At 61.3% G+C, this 20106-nt stretch carries 13 protein-coding genes; 11 read left to right on the top strand and 2 right to left on the bottom strand.

Translation table 11 applies throughout. The features are described from left to right. Window positions 1-440 precede the first annotated feature (440 nt). The 9 genes from A6070_RS14420 to A6070_RS14380 all read left to right on the top strand — a co-directional run bounded on the left by A6070_RS14420 (window position 441) and on the right by A6070_RS14380 (window position 11563). Entirely contained in the window at window positions 441-2423 is a 1983-nt protein-coding gene (locus A6070_RS14420; protein WP_072286410.1) for a TonB-dependent receptor plug domain-containing protein, read from the top strand. 43 nt (window positions 2424-2466) lie between these two features. Continuing rightward, window positions 2467-3324: a cytochrome c biogenesis protein CcsA gene (ccsA, locus tag A6070_RS14415; protein ID WP_072286409.1), complete on the top strand. Its 858-nt coding sequence runs from the start codon at window positions 2467-2469 to the stop codon at window positions 3322-3324. After that, window positions 3317-4084 carry a hypothetical protein gene (locus A6070_RS15665; RefSeq protein ID WP_072286408.1) on the top strand — a complete coding sequence of 256 codons (768 nt, stop codon included), beginning with the start codon at window positions 3317-3319 and terminating at the stop codon, window positions 4082-4084. The genes ccsA and A6070_RS15665 overlap by 8 nt, the downstream gene beginning before the upstream one ends. Then, window positions 4081-5883, top strand: coding sequence for an SAM-dependent methyltransferase (locus A6070_RS14405; RefSeq protein WP_072286407.1), 1803 nt, complete (start codon window positions 4081-4083; stop codon window positions 5881-5883). Before A6070_RS15665 ends, A6070_RS14405 begins: the two co-directional genes overlap by 4 nt. Before the next feature lie 205 nt (window positions 5884-6088). After that, window positions 6089-7342, top strand: coding sequence for an APC family permease (locus A6070_RS14400; protein WP_072502113.1), 1254 nt, complete (start codon window positions 6089-6091; stop codon window positions 7340-7342). A 172-nt stretch (window positions 7343-7514) separates the two neighbouring features. Then, on the top strand, window positions 7515-8549 hold the full coding sequence (locus A6070_RS14395; RefSeq protein ID WP_072286405.1) for a hypothetical protein: 1035 nt from the start codon (window positions 7515-7517) through the stop codon (window positions 8547-8549). Next, window positions 8540-9511: a 4Fe-4S binding protein gene (locus A6070_RS14390; RefSeq protein ID WP_072286404.1), complete on the top strand. Its 972-nt coding sequence runs from the start codon at window positions 8540-8542 to the stop codon at window positions 9509-9511. The genes A6070_RS14395 and A6070_RS14390 overlap by 10 nt, the downstream gene beginning before the upstream one ends. After that, a complete protein-coding gene (locus A6070_RS14385; protein WP_072286403.1) occupies window positions 9504-10781 on the top strand; it encodes a 2-hydroxyacyl-CoA dehydratase family protein in 1278 nt (425 codons plus the stop codon). Before A6070_RS14390 ends, A6070_RS14385 begins: the two co-directional genes overlap by 8 nt. Next, the gene (locus A6070_RS14380; protein WP_072286402.1) at window positions 10778-11563 is read left to right on the top strand and encodes an acyl-CoA dehydratase activase; all 786 of its coding nucleotides are present in this window, start codon (window positions 10778-10780) and stop codon (window positions 11561-11563) included. Before A6070_RS14385 ends, A6070_RS14380 begins: the two co-directional genes overlap by 4 nt. A gap of 60 nt (window positions 11564-11623) precedes the next feature. Here A6070_RS14380 and A6070_RS14375 read toward each other — a convergent pair whose 3' ends face one another. Next, window positions 11624-13345, bottom strand: a complete 1722-nt coding sequence (locus tag A6070_RS14375; protein ID WP_072286401.1) for a thiamine pyrophosphate-binding protein — start codon at window positions 13343-13345, stop codon at window positions 11624-11626. A gap of 414 nt (window positions 13346-13759) precedes the next feature. Between A6070_RS14375 and A6070_RS14370 the strand changes: the two genes are divergently transcribed. Together A6070_RS14370 and A6070_RS14365 are read left to right on the top strand one after the other, a co-directional pair. After that, complete coding sequence (locus A6070_RS14370; protein WP_072286400.1) at window positions 13760-15514, top strand: autotransporter assembly complex protein TamA; 1755 nt, start codon at window positions 13760-13762, stop codon at window positions 15512-15514. Then, window positions 15504-19433: a translocation/assembly module TamB domain-containing protein gene (locus A6070_RS14365; protein WP_072502111.1), complete on the top strand. Its 3930-nt coding sequence runs from the start codon at window positions 15504-15506 to the stop codon at window positions 19431-19433. The genes A6070_RS14370 and A6070_RS14365 overlap by 11 nt, the downstream gene beginning before the upstream one ends. A gap of 11 nt (window positions 19434-19444) precedes the next feature. On the opposite strand, the gene A6070_RS14360 is transcribed toward A6070_RS14365, so the two are convergent. Next, complete coding sequence (locus A6070_RS14360) at window positions 19445-20062, bottom strand: MarC family protein (protein ID WP_083558547.1); 618 nt, start codon at window positions 20060-20062, stop codon at window positions 19445-19447. Window positions 20063-20106 lie beyond the last annotated feature (44 nt).

Below are 20106 nucleotides of genomic sequence, written 5' to 3'. Positions count from 1 at the left end.
GGACACCTGCGCTGAAATCACACAACCTTAAATTGGTGGGTCGTTAATACGGCGAGCCTGTAAACGCAAAATGATCTAAACTTAAAAAAATTTTACTTGTATTGCGTTATTCATGTTGCTATACAGCGAGAACTGGGAGATTTTTTGCGAGGGCTTGCGGTCGCTCCACCTCCCCGGGGCGGCCGCAGGTTTGCTTCCATTCTTCCACACTCATGACTTATTCAATGCTATGACGATCTGAATTCTCTCCCTTGGCTGTTAGACACCGTTGGATTTGGCATTATCGATGCTTATCGTTATGTATTGACCGTGACAACCAAAAATTAACTCCCAGGGATTTGTCGCTTGGCGCGGAGCCAGCGTTCCTCGGGATATTTCCATGTGCTGCATTTCGACTGAAAAGCGTTTGAAGCATTTTCAGCATCTTACAAGGAGGAGTTATGAGAAAAAGTCGAGTCTGGATGGCGGCTTGGGTGCTATCCGTCTGCCTGATGCCGCTTTTCCCGGCGGCGGCGGAAACGGTCGCCAGCGATGAGGTGTTTACTCTCGGTGAGGTTATTGTCAGCGGCGAGGAGCAGGTCGTCAACCTGGCGACGACGGTCACCGAAGTCACCGCGGAGGACATCAAGCAGCGCGGTGCGCAGACCGTGGCCGAGGCCCTTGAGCAGCTGCCGGGCGTGGATGTGCAAAAAGGGGGTAAATCGCAGAACTACGTGAGCATCCGCGGCTTTGACCAGAGCGACGTCAAGGTGCTGGTCGACGGCGTGCCGGTTCATGAACAGTACTACCGGACCCTCGACCTCGACCAGATTCCCGTCGATTCAATCGCTAAAATAACGGTCACCAAAGGTGCGTCCTCGGTGCTGTACGGTTCCAATACCATGGGCGGGGTTATCAACATCATCACCAAAAAAGCGGGCGCCAAGCCAAGTGCGACCGTTTCCGGGGCCTGGGGCGATTACGGAACGGAGCGTTACAGTGCCAGCGTCAGCGGGCCGGCCGGCAAGTTCAACTACTGGTTGGGCTATACCTACCGCCATTCCAACGGCTGGCGCCTGTCCGATGATTACGACGAGGACTACTGGGCGGCTCAATACAGCACCTACACCAAGGATGACGGCGGCCTGCGGGACGACAGCGGCTATCTCCAGCATACCTTCAACACCAAGTTCGGCTTTGAGCCGAACAATGATACCAAGCTGTACCTCACCTTCGATTACCACGACAACGAAAAAGGCATCCCTTCCGACGGCTGGTATTTTGACGAGTGGCGCCAATGGCAGATCAGCCTGGTCGGCGAACACCGCTTCAATGACATGCTGCGCGTCAAGGCGCGCGGCTTTTACGTCGATCACAAGGACACCCTGCTGGAAACGGAGTGGGATGACCGTGATTGGTTTTATAAATCCAGCTATGACGGCTACTCCGTTGGTGGCGAGCTGCAGGCCTTCATGGATTTCGGCAAGTGGAGCTTTCTCAAAGTCGGCGTGAGCTATCTGAGGGACAATACCAAACAGGAGGAGATTCTGGCGCCGGGTGGCTCCTGGGAAGATGCCGGTGAATACGAGTCCGACACCTACTCCTTCGGTGTGGAGGATGAAATCAGGGTCAGCGACTGGCTGGCATTCACGGTCGGCGCCAGCTACGACTATTTCGATCCCCGCAAGGCCAGCGGCCAGCCGGTACCTGACAGCGTCGACGCCTTCAACCCGCAGCTTGGCGTAATCGTCAACCTTACCGACAGCACCATGCTGCACGGCTCGGTCGGCAAAAAGATCCGTTTCCCGCATCTCAAGGAACTTTTCAGTGAATCCGTCGGCGGCAATCCGGATCTCGATCCCCAGGAAACCATCGCCTATGAAGTTGGCGTAAGTCATGCCTTCAACGATGCGGTCAGCGGCTCGGTGGCTTTTTTCTATAACGACATCAAGGACCTGATCGTGCGGGATTACGTAGCCGGGTATGACGACAGGGTCTACTACAACGTCGGCAAGGCCAACATCCTGGGCGTGGAATTCTCTCTGGGCGCCGATATCACCGAGCGCTTCTGGGTTGGGGTCAACTATACTTATCTCAATACCGAAGACGAAGAGCTGGATCGCGAACTGGCCGAACGCGCCCGTCACCGCGCCAACCTCGACATGCGTTACCGCTTCCCCTTCGGCCTGGCGGTCTCGACGCAGCTGTCCTATGTAAATCGCTACTACTATGAGAAAGAGGTCGCCCGCAGGACCTATGAATGGACCAAAGGAACCGATTTTCTGCTGTTGAATGCCCGTGCCGAGCAGTCCCTTGGCGAGCTCTGGGGAGTCAGCGGCAAGGCCTTTGTTGAAGTGACCAACCTTACCGACCGTGATTACGAAGAAAGTGGCGAATTGATGCCCGGGCGCAATTTCCTGGCGGGACTTTCTTTTACTTACTGATAAATTGCGGCAAGTTTGACTGTCCTCCGCAAGGAGTTTCTGCATGACCATTGCTACGACCTCCATCATGTCATTCAATGCGGCTGCCGGCGTTTACGCCGGCAGCCTTCTCTTTTACCTTTTAAAGCGTTACAGGTGCAGCTGCTGGCTGCTTGGCGTCGCCTTCGCCTTGCACACCGCCAGCCTGGTCGCCAGTAGCTGGCGCTGGGGGATATTTTCCCTCGACGGGGTTTTCAACGGAGCGTATTTCCTGCCCTGGTGTCTGGCTGCGCTGGGCTTGCTCCTGTGGTGGCGGGGTCGTGCGGAGGACGCGGCTTCCATGAGCTGGCTGGCGACCCTGGCGATGCTGGTCACCCTGGCGCTGCCGGTCGATCTCCCGCCGCCGGGCCCTTTTACGGCCACCTGGTCCTCCCCCATGTTTTTCTTCTTCGAGGTGCTGGCCATCGGTTGTTTTCTGGCGGCGGGCTGGTTTGCCTGGCGGCAGCTGCGCATTCGTGGCGGCGACCAGCTGTTCAACCTTCTGGCCATCTGGGGATTCATCCTTTACAGCCTGGCTCAGGTGATCGGCGCGGTCTGGAGTTATCTGGGGTGGGGCGGTCCCTTCCACTGGGGGGAACGGCATCTGCAGTCCGCCGCTATCTGGTGTCTGTACTGCGGCTATCTGCATACGCACTTCGACCGCTCTTTCCACCTGCGCAACAAGGCCCGCTGGGCCGTGACCGGCGCGCTGGTGGTGCTGGTGGTCGCCTATGCCCTGCAGATCGCGGCGCACCTGACCATACTCAATCCGGGAGCCGGCTCCGGCAAAGGCGCGGCCCGCGCTACGGCCCAGCAGCAGGTGCACGGTGCGGAGCCGAACGCCTGCCGCAATCCCGAACTGATGGAGGCTGGTCATGATTGATCGCATATGGAACGCGCTGTCGAGTATCCGGCTCACGCTGTGGTTGCTGGTGCTGCTCACCGTCAACCTGTTTATCGGCAGTTTTTACGCCAAATACATGGCCGTGTTCGGCGAACTCAACAGCACCCTGTTCCCGACCTGGTTTCTGACCCGCAGCAATCTGCACAGCTGGTGGCTTTTTACCCTGTTCGGTCTGCTGTTTCTGCTGTTTGCCAATACCCTGGCCTGTACTCTGCAGCGCGTGACTTTTCTCTGGAGCCGCCGTGGCGGTTACCGGCGTGCGATGTTCGTGTTGCTGCTGGCCCCTTCACTGATGCACTTCTGTTTTCTGTTCATTGTCGGCGGGCACGCTTTGACCGAATTTACCGGCACCAAGACGCGTCTGCCGGCGGTAGTGGGGGAAAAGATCGCGGTGGGGGATCGGCAGATCACTCTTGTCGATCGCCATTACGATTACTGGCAGGCGCCGGCCCTGCAGGGGGTCATGCGGCAATGCACGGCGATCCTGGAGCTGCAAAGCGATGCCGGAGTCGAGCAGCGCCGAATCGGCATTCTGGAACCGGTCTACTGGCAGGGCTATACCCTGCATCTGGGCATGGCGGGCAAGCCGGGTACCGATACCTTGCCGCCGCTGGAAATCATGGTCAAGAAGGATCCCGGCCTGCTTCTGATTCTGCTTGGAAACACGGTGCTGTGTCTGCTGATGCTCTGGTACTTCCCTCAGATCCGCAAGATCCGCAATGGAGGACAGAAATCATGAAATACATCCTGTCGACGGTTTTCATGCTGATGGCATTGTGCTTCGGCAACAACCCGGCTCTGGCCGACAGTATGGCCGCGCCTGCCAAGCCGGCCATGACCATTTCCGGCGAGGTGAAGCGTCCCCTCAAGTTGACCGTGGATGATCTGGCCCGTTTCCAGTCGGTGGAAATCCAGCTTAACGAGGTCAGCCGCGACGGCAGTTTTCACGGTGTTTATCTGCACAAGGCCGTGCCGTTGCGCGTCCTTCTGGACATGGCGGAAATCATCAAGCAGGATCAGGCCTTTACCAAGCAAACCGACCTGGCTATCCGGGTAACCGATGCCGCCGGCAAGCAGGTAGTCCTGTCGTGGGCGGAAGTTTACTACAGCAACGCCGCCGAAGTGGCCATCGCCTATGCCGCGCAGTCCGTAAAACCCATGATGAGCGAGGAGCGGTGCCTGAAATGCCACGGCCCGGAAATCTACCGCCAGTCCCTGGAGCAGTACGAACGGCCAGCGACGATGCCGAAACTGGTGATTCGCAGCGATTTTTATACCGACCGCTATCTGGAAAATGTGACCCGCATCGAAGTCATCGATCTTTATCCGGACATCAAGGTTGATCGCAACGTCAAACTCGAGTCCAGGCAGATTCTGGTGACCGGCGCGGTGGCCCGGGAGTTGAAGCTGTCCGACCTGAGGGACTATCCGCGCATGGAGATGTCCAAGAAAGTGGTCGGGGTGCATATGGGTTACCACGGCCTGCACCGCTATAAAGGGGTGTCCCTGGTCAGGATCCTGGAAAAAGCCGGTGTCGATGACTCCTTGACCAAGGCCGTGATGATTTCCGCGCCGGACGGGTACCGGGCACTGTTTTCCTTTGGCGAACTGTTTTTGTCCCACGCCGGCAGGCGCATCATGCTTGCCGAAAGCGACAACGGCAAACCGTTGCTGGGACAGCGCGGCGGCAGATACCGGCTGATCGTCCCCGAGGAACTGGTGGATGACCGGGACGTGCTGGCGGTGCAGCGCATCGAGGTGGTGGATCTTAAAGCAATCCCCAAAATATCCATCATCGGCGTCGGCCCCGGCGATACCGATCTTGTCACCCTCGAGGCGGTAAGCGCTTTGGCCCGAGCCGACGTGGTGGTGGCCCCGGAGGATATCGTCAAGCGCTTCGCCACCTACCTGCAGGGCAAGCCGGTCTTGTTCGATCCCCTCAAGCTCATCAAGCACATGTTCCGCAAGGAACACCCCGACCTGGCGCCGGCCGAGGCGGAGCGGCTCTGCAACCAGCAGCGCGAGGCCGGTGTGGCCAAAATCCGACAGGCTCTGGAGCGGGGCCAGACTGTGGCATTTCTCGACTGGGGCGATCCGATGGTCTACGGCAGCACCCGCTGGATCCGGGCCTTTTTCAGTGACGACCAGCTGGAAACCATTCCCGCCCTGAGCGCCTTCAATGCAGCCAACGCCATGATCCAGCGCGATGTCGGCGCCGGTGGTTCGATCGTCATCACGGTGCCGAGCGGCCTCAAGGAACATCCGCAACTGCTGGCTTCCGTGGCTAAAAGCGGCGACACCCTGGCCATTTTCATGGGATTGAAGGAATTCAGCGAAATGCGGCCCCTGTTCGATCGCTATTATCCCGGTGAGACGCCGGTCAATCTGGTCTACAGTGCCGGCATTGCCGGCAGCGAACGCCTGGTGCGCAGCACGCTCAAGGACGCGGTCACCCGGCTGAATGCCGATCCGGAAAAATTTCTCGGCCTCATCTACATGGGTCCGCGTCTGGATGTGCGCTTCGGCGAGTGTCCCTGATCCGGCAGGATTGATAAAGACTTCGGACGAACAGGATGCATAACACAGGGCAGGCTTGAGCCGTTCACGATCGAACCACGGCGGGGCCTGCCCTTTTTATCGGCACAATATCGGTGCATCGGGTGCCCGAGCCCGGCCGCCATCGAAGCGGGCTTCCTCGGGACGGAGGGTTTCCCCGCCGCGGTGCCGAAAAGGCAGGTGACCTGTGCAACTCAACCGACAACTCAGTCTGACGGATGCGGTGCTGCTGATCATCGGCAATGTTATCGGTGCCGGGATCTTTACCACCAGCGGCTTCCTGGCCGAACAGCTTTCGCACCCCTGGCTGTTTCTGGGCATCTGGGGGTTGGGCGGTCTGCTGACCCTGTGCGGAGCATTGACTTATGCCGAACTGGCGGGCATGTTTCCGCTGGCCGGCGGCGATTATCAGTTCCTCAAGGCCGCCTACGGGCCCTGGGCCGGTTTTCTTCTGGGGTGGCTGGCCGTCTGGGTGATCAATCCCGGCTCCATCGCCGCCATGTCCATCGCTCTGGCCAGCTACCTGCAGGGGTTTCTTCCCATTCTCGGCGCGATTTCCGGCAAGCTGCTGGCGGCAGCCTTCATTCTGGTGTTTTCCTGGATCAATTATCGAGGTATCCGCCCGGGGGGGACCACTCAGAATCTGTTTACCTTCGGCACCATTGTTTTGCTGGTGGTCGTGATCCTTGCCGGTCTGCTGTCCGCCAACGGCGACTGGAACCGGCTGAGCGCTCCGGGACCGATGCCGAAGATAGCCTGGAGCCATCTGTTCGGCGGTCCCATGATCGCGGTGATTTTCACCTTCAGCGGCTGGTTTGCGTCGGCCTATATCGGTGGTGAAATCCGTGATGCGCGACGCAATCTGCCCCGTTCCCTGATTCTTGGCACCTTGTGTGTGACGGTTCTTTATCTGGCTATCAATCTTGTCTATCTCTACGCCCGGCCGCTGCACGAACTGGCCGGGGCGGAGAATGTCGGGCAGCTCGCTCTTGAAGGACTGTATGGTTCAGGCGCCGCCCGCTGGATCTCCGTGCCCATCATGCTGGCGATCGCCGCCGGGATCAACGCCACCGTCATGACCGGCGCGCGCGTCGCCTGGGCGCTGGGCGAGAACGGCGGCGTCTGCCGCGCCCTGCGGCGTGTCCACGCCGGTTATCGTACCCCCGCGGTGGCTATTGCCTGCCAGGCGCTGCTGGCCATTCTGCTGGTGACGTTCGGTACCTTTGGTCAGCTGCTGAGCTGCGTGGTGTTCGTCATGGTGCTGACATCCATCGCCAGTGGCGTGGCCCTGATGTTGCTGCGCTGGCGCCGGCCGGGTCTGGCACGCTCCTACCGCACGCCGTGCTACCCCCTGGTACCACTGCTGTTCGTGGGCAGTTATCTGCTGGTACTGGTGCAGATCGGCCGCGGCCAGCCATGGTCTTCGCTATGGGGGTTCTGATGACCCTGACCGGTGTACCGTTTTATCTTTGGGGGCGCCGTCATCCCCGGCCGGCAGAGTGCTCCGGGCATGACGCCGATGGTTGTGGCGCCAAACCTGTTTCGAAATCAACTCTCTGATCCGGTCGGAAGCTGGCGGGCTGGATCCGGAGAAAAGGCATGACGAGGATACAATGAGACACCTGTTGAACCATGCGGCAATACTGTTGCTGCTTGTCATGGCGGTCGCCTGCGATTCACATTCCGCGCTGGCGGAGGATGATCTGTTGCTGTGGTGGGACCTGCAGAACCCCGGCTGGTATATCAACGGCTACAACGATCCGGATCGCGATATCTGGGAAATCCGAAACGATGCCGAACTGTTGCGGCAGCGCCTTGGCCAGCCCCGGCGTCTGGCGCTGCGCTACGGGCAATTTCCCGCCGGTACGCGGTCGCGCGGCGAAGAAGCGTTGTTGCGACTGGCCCGCGTCTGGCTGCAAAGGCCTGACGGCGGCATCGAAGAAGGGCCTTTTTGCGCGGCGCCGGGAAAAACCGTCAGCGAAGTACCCGCCGGAAACGCCCCGCAGGGCATCTACCTGCTCGGCAGCCATGTCGCGGCGGGACGCCGGGATGTGGACGGGGACGGCCGGGTCGAGTCGGTGCATCTGTACGGCAAGTTTCTGCTGCGTCACGTGCGTGACAGTCTGTCCCACGGCGGGGAGCAGAATACCTTTTTCCATTCGCCGCGCATGCCCCTTGAAATCGGGCCGGTGCAGGCAGGTCGTTACAGCGGCATTATTCAGATTGCCCACCGGCCCAGCGAGATGGCGGTCTTTTACCGCGGGAAACCGCTGGCGGGCGCGGAGGTCACGGCTCTCACCGAGCGCGGCTGGCGCAATAAGGTGCGCACCGACGCGGCGGGCCGGTTTGTGGCGGTGCCGCATGAAAGTCGCGGTGCAAAGCATAATTGGGAAATATGCCTTTACACGGTCCGTCACCTTGACCGGCAGCGTGGAGAATACCACTGTGCCAGCATGCCGATGATTGTCGATCCGCCCTGGCCCGAGTGGACCCACTGCATAACCAGTTTCGTGTTGTGGGCCTTCGCCGGAACCGCCTTCGCCGCCGGTTTTATCGCCTTGCTGGTTGCGCGCCGCCGTCGCCGCCAACGTTTGCAGCTGGCCCGTTTCGAAGCGGCAAGACAGCCGGGAGGTGCGTCATGCCCGTGAGTCGCTGGCGCTGGCTGGTATTGACCCTGTCTTTTGTGTTGCTGACTTTTGGTGGCCTTGCGGGGGTGCATCTTGGTTCCTATCTGCCGACTTTTGCCTGTTATTTCGTGGGCTCCGATACCTACGGGGGCGCCTGTTTTGTTGCAACCCTGCAGATGGCTCTGGCTGAAGGCAACCTGGCGGGGCTGTTCGCGGCCCTGACCATTCTGGTGGTGGCGGTGCTGCTGATCATCCCTTTGGGTGGCGCCTGGTGCGGCTGGATCTGTCCCTTTGCCTTTATTCAGGATGTCCTGGATGTGCTACGCCGCAAGCTGGGCATAGGCTATGTGCGTTTCCCTGAAACGCTGCGCAGAAATTTGCGGCCTTTGCGCTGGATCTTTCTTGTCATTTTGTTTGTGCTGCCTTTGTGGGCCGCTTTTCCGCTGCTGGTACCGGCGGTTGCCCGCCACCTCGGCATCCCTTTCTGCGAACTCTGCCCGGTACGGTACATAATGCCGCTGTTCACGGAAAGAGCCGGGTATATGGGGGTCTCTTTCGGCAGTATCACCACTTTTGTTCTGAGTGCTCTTGGGGTGCTGTTTGCCGGTTTCACATTGGTCGGGGCCTTTTTCAAGCGGCGCTTCTGGTGTGCCTATTGTCCGATGGTCTTGCTGCTGTCCTTTTTCAGGCGTATCAGCCTGCCGAAACTGAAGAAGGATGTGACCCGCTGTACCCGTTGCGAGATCTGCTATAACGTCTGTCCCATGGATATCGAACAGGTGTTTCTGGAGAGGCAGCGGGAGGACGTCACCTTTCCTGACTGCGTTTTGTGCATGGAGTGTGTCGAACACTGTCCGGAGAACGATGCCCTGCGCCTGACTTACGGCGGTATAACCCTGTTGCGTTCGAGTCGTGCCGCCTTTTCCCGCCGGCGCGGCATCGATGCTAGCCAAACCGGTCCCCGGGAGGAGAGCCATGAGTAAACGCAAGCAACGATTTCTGCGCGCCCTGGGGCGCTCCTCCGAGGCGGTGCTGCGCGGTATGGAAGCCGCTGCCGAACGTCCGGCGCGGCTTGGTTATTTCATCGACCTGATGCGTTCCGTTTACGTGGAGGATTGTCTGCCACAGCTTCCGGAAGAACCTGCCGGGCGCCCCGGGGTGGTCGGTTTGTACTGTGTCATGGCGCCCGAGGAGCTCGTTTATGCGGCGGGCGCCTTGCCGCTGCGTTTGTGCGGTGGCAGCTACGAGGCTTCCTGCGCGGGTGACGAGCTGGCCCCGCGCGATGCCTGCCCGGTGGTCAAGGCGTCCCTGGGAAGCACCGTCCTTGGCGCGCCATCGCTCTATGCGCTGTGCGATATGGTGGTGGTGCCGACCACCTGCGACGCCAAGCGCAAGATGGCCGAGGAACTGTCCCGCCATCAGAATGTGCGGGTGCTGGAGGTGCCTCATGTCAAGGAAAGCGAGGGGGCGCGGCGCCAGTGGCTCGAGCAGCTGTATGGCTTCAAGAGTGATCTGGAACGCCTCACCGGAAACCGCATCGGCCGCCGCGGTCTGGCGCAGGCCATCGCTCTGCTCGGCCGTGCCCGGCACCAGGCCCGGCGTCTCTACGAACTGCGCCAGGGGGATTTGCCGGCGGTGCGGGGCAGCGAAGCCGCGTTGGCGCTGCATGCTTTTGCCTACGACCGGGCCGAAAGCTGGTGCGAGGCCATGACTTTGCTGAATGATGAAATTGCGCAGCGTCAGGCCGATGGCCGCTCGGCTTTCGACCGGCGCGCGCCGCGTATCATGCTGGCTGGTGCGCCGCCGGTATTTCCCAACTGGAAACTGCCGCTTCTGATCGAAGAGATGGGCGGCATGCTGGTGACCGATGAGTCCTGTATCGGTGACCGCTATCTGTACGATCCGGTGGGGGCGGTGGAAAACACCATGGAGGACATGATGGTGGCCCTGGCGTCGCGTTATCTGATGCCCTGCACCTGTCCCAGTTTCGCTCCCAACGAGGACCGGCTGTTTCGCTTGCGCCAGGCAGTTGCCGATTTCCGTATTGAAGGGGTGCTCTACCATGTCCTGAAGGGCTGTGTCATTTACGATTTTGAACTGCTGCGGGTGGAGGCGCTGATGGCGGAACTGGGGGTGCCGGTGCTGCGCATCGAAACCGATTATAACCCCGAGGATATCGAGCAGCTGCGTACCCGGGTCGAGGCCTTTGTCGAGATGATCCGGGAAAAAAAACGGAAGGGAGTCGGCCGATGAGCCTGTTCGCAGGGATTGATGCCGGATCCACCTATCTCAAGGTGGCGCTGGTGGACGCAGGGGGCAATCTGTGTGGCACGAAAACCGCACCGACCGGAATCGATGCGCGGGAAACCGCGCGCCAGGTTCTGCAGGAGTCGTGTCGGGAGAAAGATTGTGCCGTCGAAGCCGTGACCGGCATTTTCGCCACCGGCTACAGCCGCCGGCAGATCGATATCGCCCATGACCACGTGACGGAGATTCGCGCCCATGCCGCCGGTGCGCGGTGGGCGGCACCGGCCGGAGTCGATATCCGCACGGTGATCGACGTCGGCGGCCAGGACAGCAAGGTGATTGTGCTTGAAGAGGATGGCGGTATCAAAAATTTTGTCATGAATGACAAGTGCGCCGCCGGTACGGGGCGTTTTCTGGAGGCGCTGGCGCGGGTGCTCGATTTGCCGGTGCGGGATATCGGCCCCATGGCCCTGCGTTCCAGACTGCCGTGCCAGATCAACAGCATGTGCGTGGTATTTGCTGAATCGGAGGTGATATCGCTGCTGGCAAGGCGGCAGGACCCGGTTGACATCGTGGCGGGTATTCACGTGGCCATGGCCAAACGCATTGCGGTCATGGCCCGCAAGGCCGGTTTGTACGGCGAGGTGCTGCTGACCGGCGGCGGCGGTCTCAACCCAGGACTGGTAGCCGCTTTCGAAGATGAGCTGCAGCGCGACGTGCATACTGCCGCGCATCCCCAGCTCAACGGTGCCATCGGCGCCGCCCTCATCGCCGGCGACCTGGCCTGAAACAACAGACAGGGCGGAGGTTGCGGCATCCGCCCTGTCTGTTTGTGTGAAAAAGGACCTTCAGGCCATGGCGATAGGCGGCTCTGCCTCCGCATCGATCATGACCTCAAGCACTGTCGGCCCTTGGCGTTCGGCGAGGGCCTGCCAGTCGAGCCGGTCAAAATCCTGCAGGGAGCGGATGGTGAAAGCCTCCGCGCCCGCGGCACGTCCCAGCATGGCGAAATCGACCGGCGGTATGGAGAAATCGGCGTCTTCCTTGCCGGCGATGCGGTGGCCATGCCGGATCAGTCCATAGGCCCGGTCGTTGAGGATCACGAACAGCACCGGCAGCCGCCGTTCCACCGCGACGGTGATTTCCTGGCCGCTCATAAGGTAGCAGCCGTCTCCGGCAATGCAGACCGAGGGCGCGTCCGGGTTGCCGAAAGCGCCGCCGACCGCGGCACCCACCGCCCAGGCCATGGTGGCGAACTCGATGGACAGGTGGTAATGGCGCGGACGGGGATGGAAGAAATAATGGATGGACCAGGGCACGCTGTTGCTGTTGTCGATAAAATAGCGGGTTGCCTGCGGCAACCGTCTGAGCAGTTCGGCATAGACCTGTGGCGCCTTGATCGGGGTGTCGCCTCGGTCCGTAGCGCAACAGGCCGGATCGGCGACCTCGATGCCGGCAGGAATGTAAGCGGCGGGTGCGGCCGTGCCGCTTTGTGCGGGTTTTTCCGGCACCGGCAGGCGACCTTCGCTCTGCCATTGTTCAATGCGGTTGTTGAGCTCGCGGAACAGGGTGACCAGATCGCCTTCCACCTGCAGCCGGGCCATGGGCGAACGCTCGAACCAGCGGCGCTCGCTGTGCAGGTGCACCAGCCTGTCGTTCATGAGCACCGCATCCCATTTGCCGGTTGACCATTCTCCGAGATTGCTGCCGGCAGCCAGGATCAGCTCGACTTTCGGGTCGGTCAGGGCGGCGCGGGACGAAGCGTGTCCGGACATGCCGAACACTCCCCGTGCCTGGCCATGGTAGGGATTGATGACCGACTTGCCACGGGGCGTGGTGATCAGGGTCGCGCCGGTCAGTTCGGCGAAGCGCTCGATATCGTGCCCGGCATCGGCAGCGCCGTGTCCCACCAGTACGCAGAGTCCTGCTCCGCGACCGAGCGTTGCGGAGATCTCCGCGCACAGGTTTTCCAGCCCCGCGATATCCAGTGTCGCGTGCGGCCTGGCCAGGAGTTGTGGCAGCAGGGAAAACCGGGGCGGCCAATCGGCTTCGGCGGCGAATATATCGATGGGGATGCTCAGGTGTGCGGGGCCGCCGGGGTTGCCGAGGGCCGCGGTCAAGGCCGCCGCCAGCTTTCTTTCCAACTGATCGGGATGGGTTACGGTTGCATTGTAGACCGTGCATGGTTCGAGCATGCTCACCACGTCGATGCCGTTGCGCGACGAGTCCTGAAAACATCCGGACCCGAGATCACGCAGGCGCGTCTGGGGGGTGAGGACCAGCATGGGAACCTGTTCGGCACAGGCCGACGCCACGCCGGTAATCAGGTTGGTAACGCCGGGACCGGTGGTGGCACAGCAGACGCCGAGTTTGCCGCTCTCTCGGGCATAGCCGTCGGCAATGAAGGCGGCGCCGGCCTCATGGCGGGTCAGTACCATGCGCGGCCCGCCGCGTTGCTCGCTGCGCCTGAGGGCGTCGAACAAGGGGCCCAGGGGGCTGCCCGGGATGCCGAAGACATATTCGACGCCAAGTTTTTCGAGATAATGGACGATAAGATCGCTTAAAGTCATTCGCGCCTCCTTGAAGCTTTTCGCCAGGAGGGACCGCTGCCGGTATGTCCGGGTACCAGCTATCCATCCCGCACGCAAAAACAAGCAGCCATTCTAGCACGATTTTTCATACCGCAAAGGGGATTTTTTTCCATAATAACCATTGCCGAAAGGGGCGGCGCCACGGGGCCGAAAATCCTGCTCGCGGCTCTACATGTTGGACGTTTTTTGCGATATCATCGGTAATAAACACCTGTGCCGCGGCAAGGTTTTCCAAAAAGTGATGTGATATATCAAATGCTTATGGACGCGGGGCTGGCATTGGTGCATGATGGCGTTTTTCAGGGCAGTTTCTGCGGTCTGCAGAATAAATGTGATCCCACGATGCTGTGACGGCGGGCAAAGATGCGGCAAGCAAGGCGACATGGAATCTCCGTGAAATTTGCGGCGGCCGCGGGCGGGCTGCTGTTGCTGTTTTTCGTTGTTGCGGGATGGGCCCATGCTGCCGAACCGTTGCGTTTGCAGCTAGCGGGACTTGAAGGTGCGGTGCGTGCCAATGTGGAAGCGGCGCTGGCTCTGCCGCCGGGACTGGTCCGCGATGGCCAGATCGATCGGCGCTGGATGGAACGGTATATGGCGCAAATTCCGCAGCAGGTCGCGCTGGCCATGCAGCCTTTCGGATATTTCACCCCACAGGTCGAAAGCCATCTGGAAGAAGCCGCCGACGGCCAGTTGATCAAGGTGAACATTTCTCCCGGTGAGCCGGTGCGGGTGACGAAACGGCGGGTGGCTGTTGTCGGCCCGGGTAGCGCACGGGGCGCCTTGACCAGGCTGGCGGATTCTTTTCCGCTGAAGGTTGGTGATCCTCTGGATCAGGCCGTTTATGAAGAATTCAAGAAGGAATTACTCGATAAGGCGCTGGAACTCGGCTATTTGGACGCGGCTTTTTCGGTACATGAAATTCGTGTCGATGTCGCTGCCCTTGCGACGGAAATCGCCCTGGAGATGGATACCGGGCCTCGATACTATTTCGGTGAGGGGCGTTTTGTCGGCGCGCAGGATTACCCCGAGGCTTTCTTGCGGCGGTTTCTGACATTCGAGCCCGGCGATATCTTCTCCCATGCCAGTCTTGGCGAAACGCAGCTGCAACTGCTCGATTCCGACCGTTTCAGCGACATCCGGCTGGTTGCCGATCGCGAGAATGCCAAGGATCGGCGCATCCCCGTGAATGTACTGCTTGAACCGTCGCCGTCGCGGCGGCTGCGTCCCGGTATCGGGTACGGCACCGATACCGGCGCACGCATGTCGCTGCTATATCGGGACCTGAACATTTTCAATCGCGGCCACGAACTGAATCTCAAGGCCAATCTGGCCCAAAAGGCGCAGACGGTCGGCGCTTCCTATGTCTGGCCCGATGCGGAGAGTCTCAACAGTTTTACCGCCCTGCGGCTCACCTATGAGCGGGAGGATGCCGACACCTTTCTGTCCAGCAAGCTCGGCGTTGAGGCGGAACGAATGTGGGATCTTAAAAACGGCCGAAAATTCTCCACCTATCTGCAGATTTTCCACGAAGATTACACCGTGGGTGAGGCCTCCGATGGCATGCGCATGGTGCTGCCGGGGGCGCGCTTTTCCCACCGTCACTATCGCAGCCTGATCCGGCCAAAAAACGGTTACCATTACAGCATCGAGGTGCGTGGCGGGCATCCTTATCTCGGTTCCGATATCGGGCTGCTGCAGTTTATGGCTTCCGGCAACATTCTGCTGGGACTGCCGGGGCAGTTGTCGCTGCTGTCCCGTATCAATGCCGGATGGTCCCTGCAGAACGAGCCGCTGGAAAAGATACCGGCATCGCTGCGCTTTTTCGCCGGCGGTGACCAGAGCGTGCGCGGTTATGCCTACCAGTCCCTCGGTCCCAGGGACGACAACGGCGACGTTGTCGGCGGCGAATATCTGTTGGTTGGCAGTCTTGAGCTGGAACGGGCTCTTGGTGAAAAATGGGGATTGGCGGTATTTTACGATGTCGGCAACGCTTTTGACGATCCCGGCCACATCCGGCTGGCCCAGGGTGCGGGGCTGGGGGTGCGTTATTATACGCCGGTTGGCCCGGTGCGACTGGACATCGCCCGGCAGGTCGGGGAAGACGACCCGTCCTGCCGCATTCATCTGAGTATCGGTTATGGCTGGTAAGCGGAATATCCTTTATCTTCTCGTCGGCCTGGGGTTGCTGGTTTTTCTTGGTCTGACGGCCGGAAGTTACTGGGTCATGGCCACCTCCCGGGGATCGGCGTGGCTGGTTCGTACCCTGGTGGGTCGCATGCCAGAGACGGTCGCGGTGCAGTCCATCGAGGGCCGGCTTTCTGATGCCATGGTGCTGTCGGGGGTGACGGTGCGCTGGGAGGGCGGGCAGGCCTCCATCAAGCGACTGGCATGGCGCTGGCGTGCAACCGGCCTGCTGCCCCGTCATTTGCGGATCCGTGCTTTGCATCTGGAAGAAGTACACCTTGTCACCGCCGCCGAACAGGACCAGCCGCTGCAACCGCTTAATCTGAGCTGGCCGGCGCTGCCCGACTGGTTGGGCCGGGTGCGCATAACCCTGGAAGATCTGCAAATACGGCGCCTCTCCTGGAAATTTTCGGATACGCAGAGCTTTTATCTGGAAGGCCTGGCGGCCAGGGCCAAATGGGCCCGGCGTCGGCTGCATATCCCTTTGCTTGTCGGTTTGTGCGAGGCCGGAGCCCTGACCGCCAGGGCGCGGATCGACTGGCGCGAACCCGGCCTGTGGCTGCAGGCTGCAAGCCTGGCCAGGCCGGATTCAAGGACCGACCTCCCCGTGCTGCTGGCCCTGGGGGCTCGTCCCGGAGATTTTGGAAAGCTGACCGGAAGCTTGCGGCTCGGCGGGCATGCGCCGGTAGCCGGCGGCGTGCTGCTTACAACGCCTTTCGTCCTGGCGCCGACCGCTCTGAGCTTTGACAACGTGGATTTGAGCCTGTTGTCGGCACGCGGGTCCCTGCATGGCAAGGCGACCATCGACTGGGCGGAGACCAGACCGCGAGCGGACTTTACCGGCGATTTCAAGGATATGGATCTGGCGTACATCGCGGGCCAACAAACCCGTCTGAGCGGCAGCCTCGCTTTGCACGCCGATCCGGAGGCCTTCGGCGGTAGGCTGGCGTTGAGCAATAACGGCGCCGACTGGCGCAACCTGCGCCTGGAAACGGCTTTCAGTGGTGATCGGGAAACCCTGAGCCTCACCAGCCTCCGTCTGTCCGGTCTGGAAGGCGTTATCGAAGGAAGCGGCGTCCTGCGCTGGACGCCGCAGCTGGAGGCAAGGGGTACATTCAACGGCCGGAATCTGAATCCCGAGGCGGCCGGCCTGGCCTGGCCGGGCGATATCAACCTGCAGGGGCAAGCCTCATGGAGCCGCCGCGACGCCGGGCAGGACGTCGCCGCGGTCCAGGTTCGGTTGTTGCCAAGCACGCTGCGCGGCTATCCGCTGCGAGGTCGCATCGAAGCCAGCATGCAGGATGGCGATGTCGATGTCGCGTCGCTGGAACTGAAAAGTCGCGGAGTCGATCTCGCTGCACGGGGACGGTTGCGGCAGCGCATCGATTTTCGTGCTGCCGTGGAGGACCTGGCGGGACTGCTGCCGGGTGTGAGAGGGGCGCTGCAGGGGCGGGGCTGGCTGCGCTGGCGCGACGGGCAAGTGGAAGGAAAGCTCGATGCAACGGCACGCGCGCTGCAACGCCAGGAGCTGGCGATTCAGCAGATGCAGCTTGCTGCCAGCCTTGCGCAACAGCGCGCCGGCCAGGTCGATATCCGCGTGCAGGGTTTGAACCATGGGGGCTTTCTCGTCCCCTCGCTGGCCCTGAGCGGACAGGGCAGCCTGGAGCGGCACAACCTGACGGCGCGACTGGCGCTCCCGCGTCAGGCAGAGCTGGCGCTGGCTCTGGACGGGGGCTACGCGTCATCCCGCTGGCAGGGACGGCTGACCGATCTGACTCTGCGGGACGCCGTCGGGGTCCTGCGGTTGGCCACCCCTGCGGCACTGGCCTTGTCCGGAAAGGATCTGAGCCTTGCCCCCATGCAACTGGAAGGGGGGGGGCAGGAACAGCTGTCGGCTTCGGCAAAGATCCATTTTACGCCCCTGACCGGTCAGGCCCAGCTGGATTGGCGGAACCTGCGGCTGGCCCATGCGCAGGACTGGCTTCCGGCAAGCCGGATTGCAGGCCGCACCAGCGGCAGGGCCTCCTGGCGGCAACGAAGCGCTACGGATTTCGAGGCGCGCGCCGAGCTGCAGGCCGTCGGCAGCTTCGAAGGCGAGGGTCTGCGTCTGGAATGGACCGCTGCCGAAACCAGCCTGTCCTGGACGCCCGCCCGCCTGCAAGCCGCCATGGAGGCGGTTTTCAAGCAGGGGGGGCGGCTTGAGGGAACCCTTCAGGGTGGTCCCGGCAAGGCTTTTTCCCTGCCCGGACAGGCCCGTTGGCAGGTCTCCTGGCAGGATCTGAACCTGCAGCCGTTTGCGTCCCTGCTGCCCGCCGGGACTGTCGTCAAAGGAAGGCTGACGGGCCGTTTGCAGGGGGACCTGTCCGGCGGTCGTCAGCTGGCCGCGGACGGAGAGCTGGCCATCGCCGACGGTGAGATTGTCGGTCGCGGCGACCACGGGCAGATTCGCATCCCGGTGCAGAACGCCACCATCGCCCTGCACTGGCGCGAGGCCTGGTTGCGTGGCCGCACCGATCTGCAACTGGGGGAATACGGCCGGCTGCACGGCACCTTCCGTTTGCCGGTGCCGGCACGGCTGCCGGTACGAATTTCACCGGAGGGTGAACTGGATATCGCCGTTGACGGTCGCAGCAGCGAGCTGGGGCTGCTTACGGCCTTGCTGCCGGGAGCGGTGCAGGAAAGCCGCGGCCGCCTGGAACTTGAACTGCGTGGCCGGGGGACCTGGGCACAGCCGCAGCTGAGCGGTACCGCACGTCTGCTCGATGCTGGTGCCTATCTGCCCGTCGCCGGCATCGAACTGAGGAAGGTGGCGTTGCTGGCACGACTTGACAAAGATCGTGTCCTGATCGATAACCTGGCGCTGCAGTCGGGTGAAGGAACCCTGCAGGGGCAGGGTTCCCTGCAGTTGCGCGACTGGAAGCCGGCTGATTATGACCTGACCCTGAAGGGCCACCGCGTGCAGCTGATCAATCTGCCGGAACTGCAGGTCATGGCCGATCCCGATCTGCAACTGCATGGCACCGCTTCGGGACTCCGGCTCACCGGCACGGTGAAGCTGCCCGAGGTGCTGATCCGGGACAACAAGAAACCCTCGGTCATCACCCCCAGCGATGATGTGGTGCTGGTAGGGCAGCCGGTTCCGGAAAAAACCGCCGGTGATTTTCATATCCGGAGCGATATCCGGCTGCTGCTGGGGGACCATGTGCTGGTCAAGGCCTACGGGCTCGATGCCCGTCTGACCGGCGAGCTGCGCCTGACCGATATCGGCGCCGAGGCGATGACTGCCGAAGGGCGCATCAGCGTGGCCGAGGGTCTGTATGCCGCCTACGGCACCCGTCTCGATATTACCCGCGGCAATCTGCTTTTCCATGGACCTCTCGATCAACCCGCCCTGGATATCGTTGCCTTGCGCACGGTTGGCAAGGTCAAGGCCGGCGTCCAGGTCAGCGGCACCCCCCGCGCGCCGGTGGTCAAGCTCACTTCCGATCCGGCCATGTCCGACAGCGACCGGCTGGCCTACATCATCCTCGGGCGTGCCTCGGCCCGCAACGCCGGGGAAGCCGACCTGCTGATGACCGCCGGCGGTCTGCTGCTGTCGCAGGGGGAGTCGGTGGTGATGCGCGACCGCCTCAAACGCCAGCTGGGGGTCGATGTGCTGGGATTTGAAGCCGGCGGCGGTTCCGGCGTGGACGATGTTGCCGGCTCCATGCTGACCATCGGAAAATACCTCAGTCCCAGTCTGTATGTCAGCATCGGGCAGTCGCTGTTCAGCAATACACAGGAGTTCCGCCTGCGCTACAGTCTCGGCAAGCACTGGGAACTGGAGTCGGCCACCGGTGAGGAAAGTGGTGTCGATCTGTTTTACAAGATCGAATTCCGCTGATGCGCGGCGAATCAGAAAAAGGTCCGCAACCAGCCCTCCGCACCCTGCATAATCATTTCCAGCGCAAAGGTCCCCACCACAAGGGCGGTAATCCGGCCCGCGACTTCGATATAACGCTCCAGCATCGGTTCGTTGTGGGATCGCACCACATCATGTATACGCTTGAGAAGGATCATGACCGCCGCGCTCAGCAGTACCGTGAGAAAAATGGACAACACGGCCAGCCCCGGTCCCAGGCGCTTGCCGATCAGGATGCTGGCGCCGATAGTGCCGGGACCGATCATCAGCGGCATGGCAATGGCGCCGGCAATGTACCGGGATTCACCGCGCAGTGCCTCGATGGCGGCATTGCCATGGAACACGAAGCGCAAGCCGATCAGCAAAAAAACGATCCCTCCGAAGATCTGAAACGCCGCGAAGCGGGCCTGCAGGATGTCCCGAAAAACCATCTCCCCCAGCAGTGCGGAAAATGTGAATACCCCGATGCTGATGCAACCGGCGCGCAGGATAACCCGCGCGAAAATGGCGGTGGACAATTTCTGGAACACATCGATGAGGTAAACCACCAGTAAAAACGGGTTCAGCAACATGAACAACAGTGTCGAAGCGCTTAAAAATTCGAGCATCATTCCTCTCTGGCCAGGGGCTCTGGTCTGAATTTCTTATGGTCAAG

Source organism: Syntrophotalea acetylenica (genome assembly GCF_001888165.1).
Classification (GTDB): Bacteria; Desulfobacterota; Desulfuromonadia; order Desulfuromonadales; family Syntrophotaleaceae; genus Syntrophotalea; species Syntrophotalea acetylenica.
The sequence above is the reverse complement of the archived record's forward strand: the minus strand, read 5'-3'. Positions and strand labels throughout refer to the sequence as shown.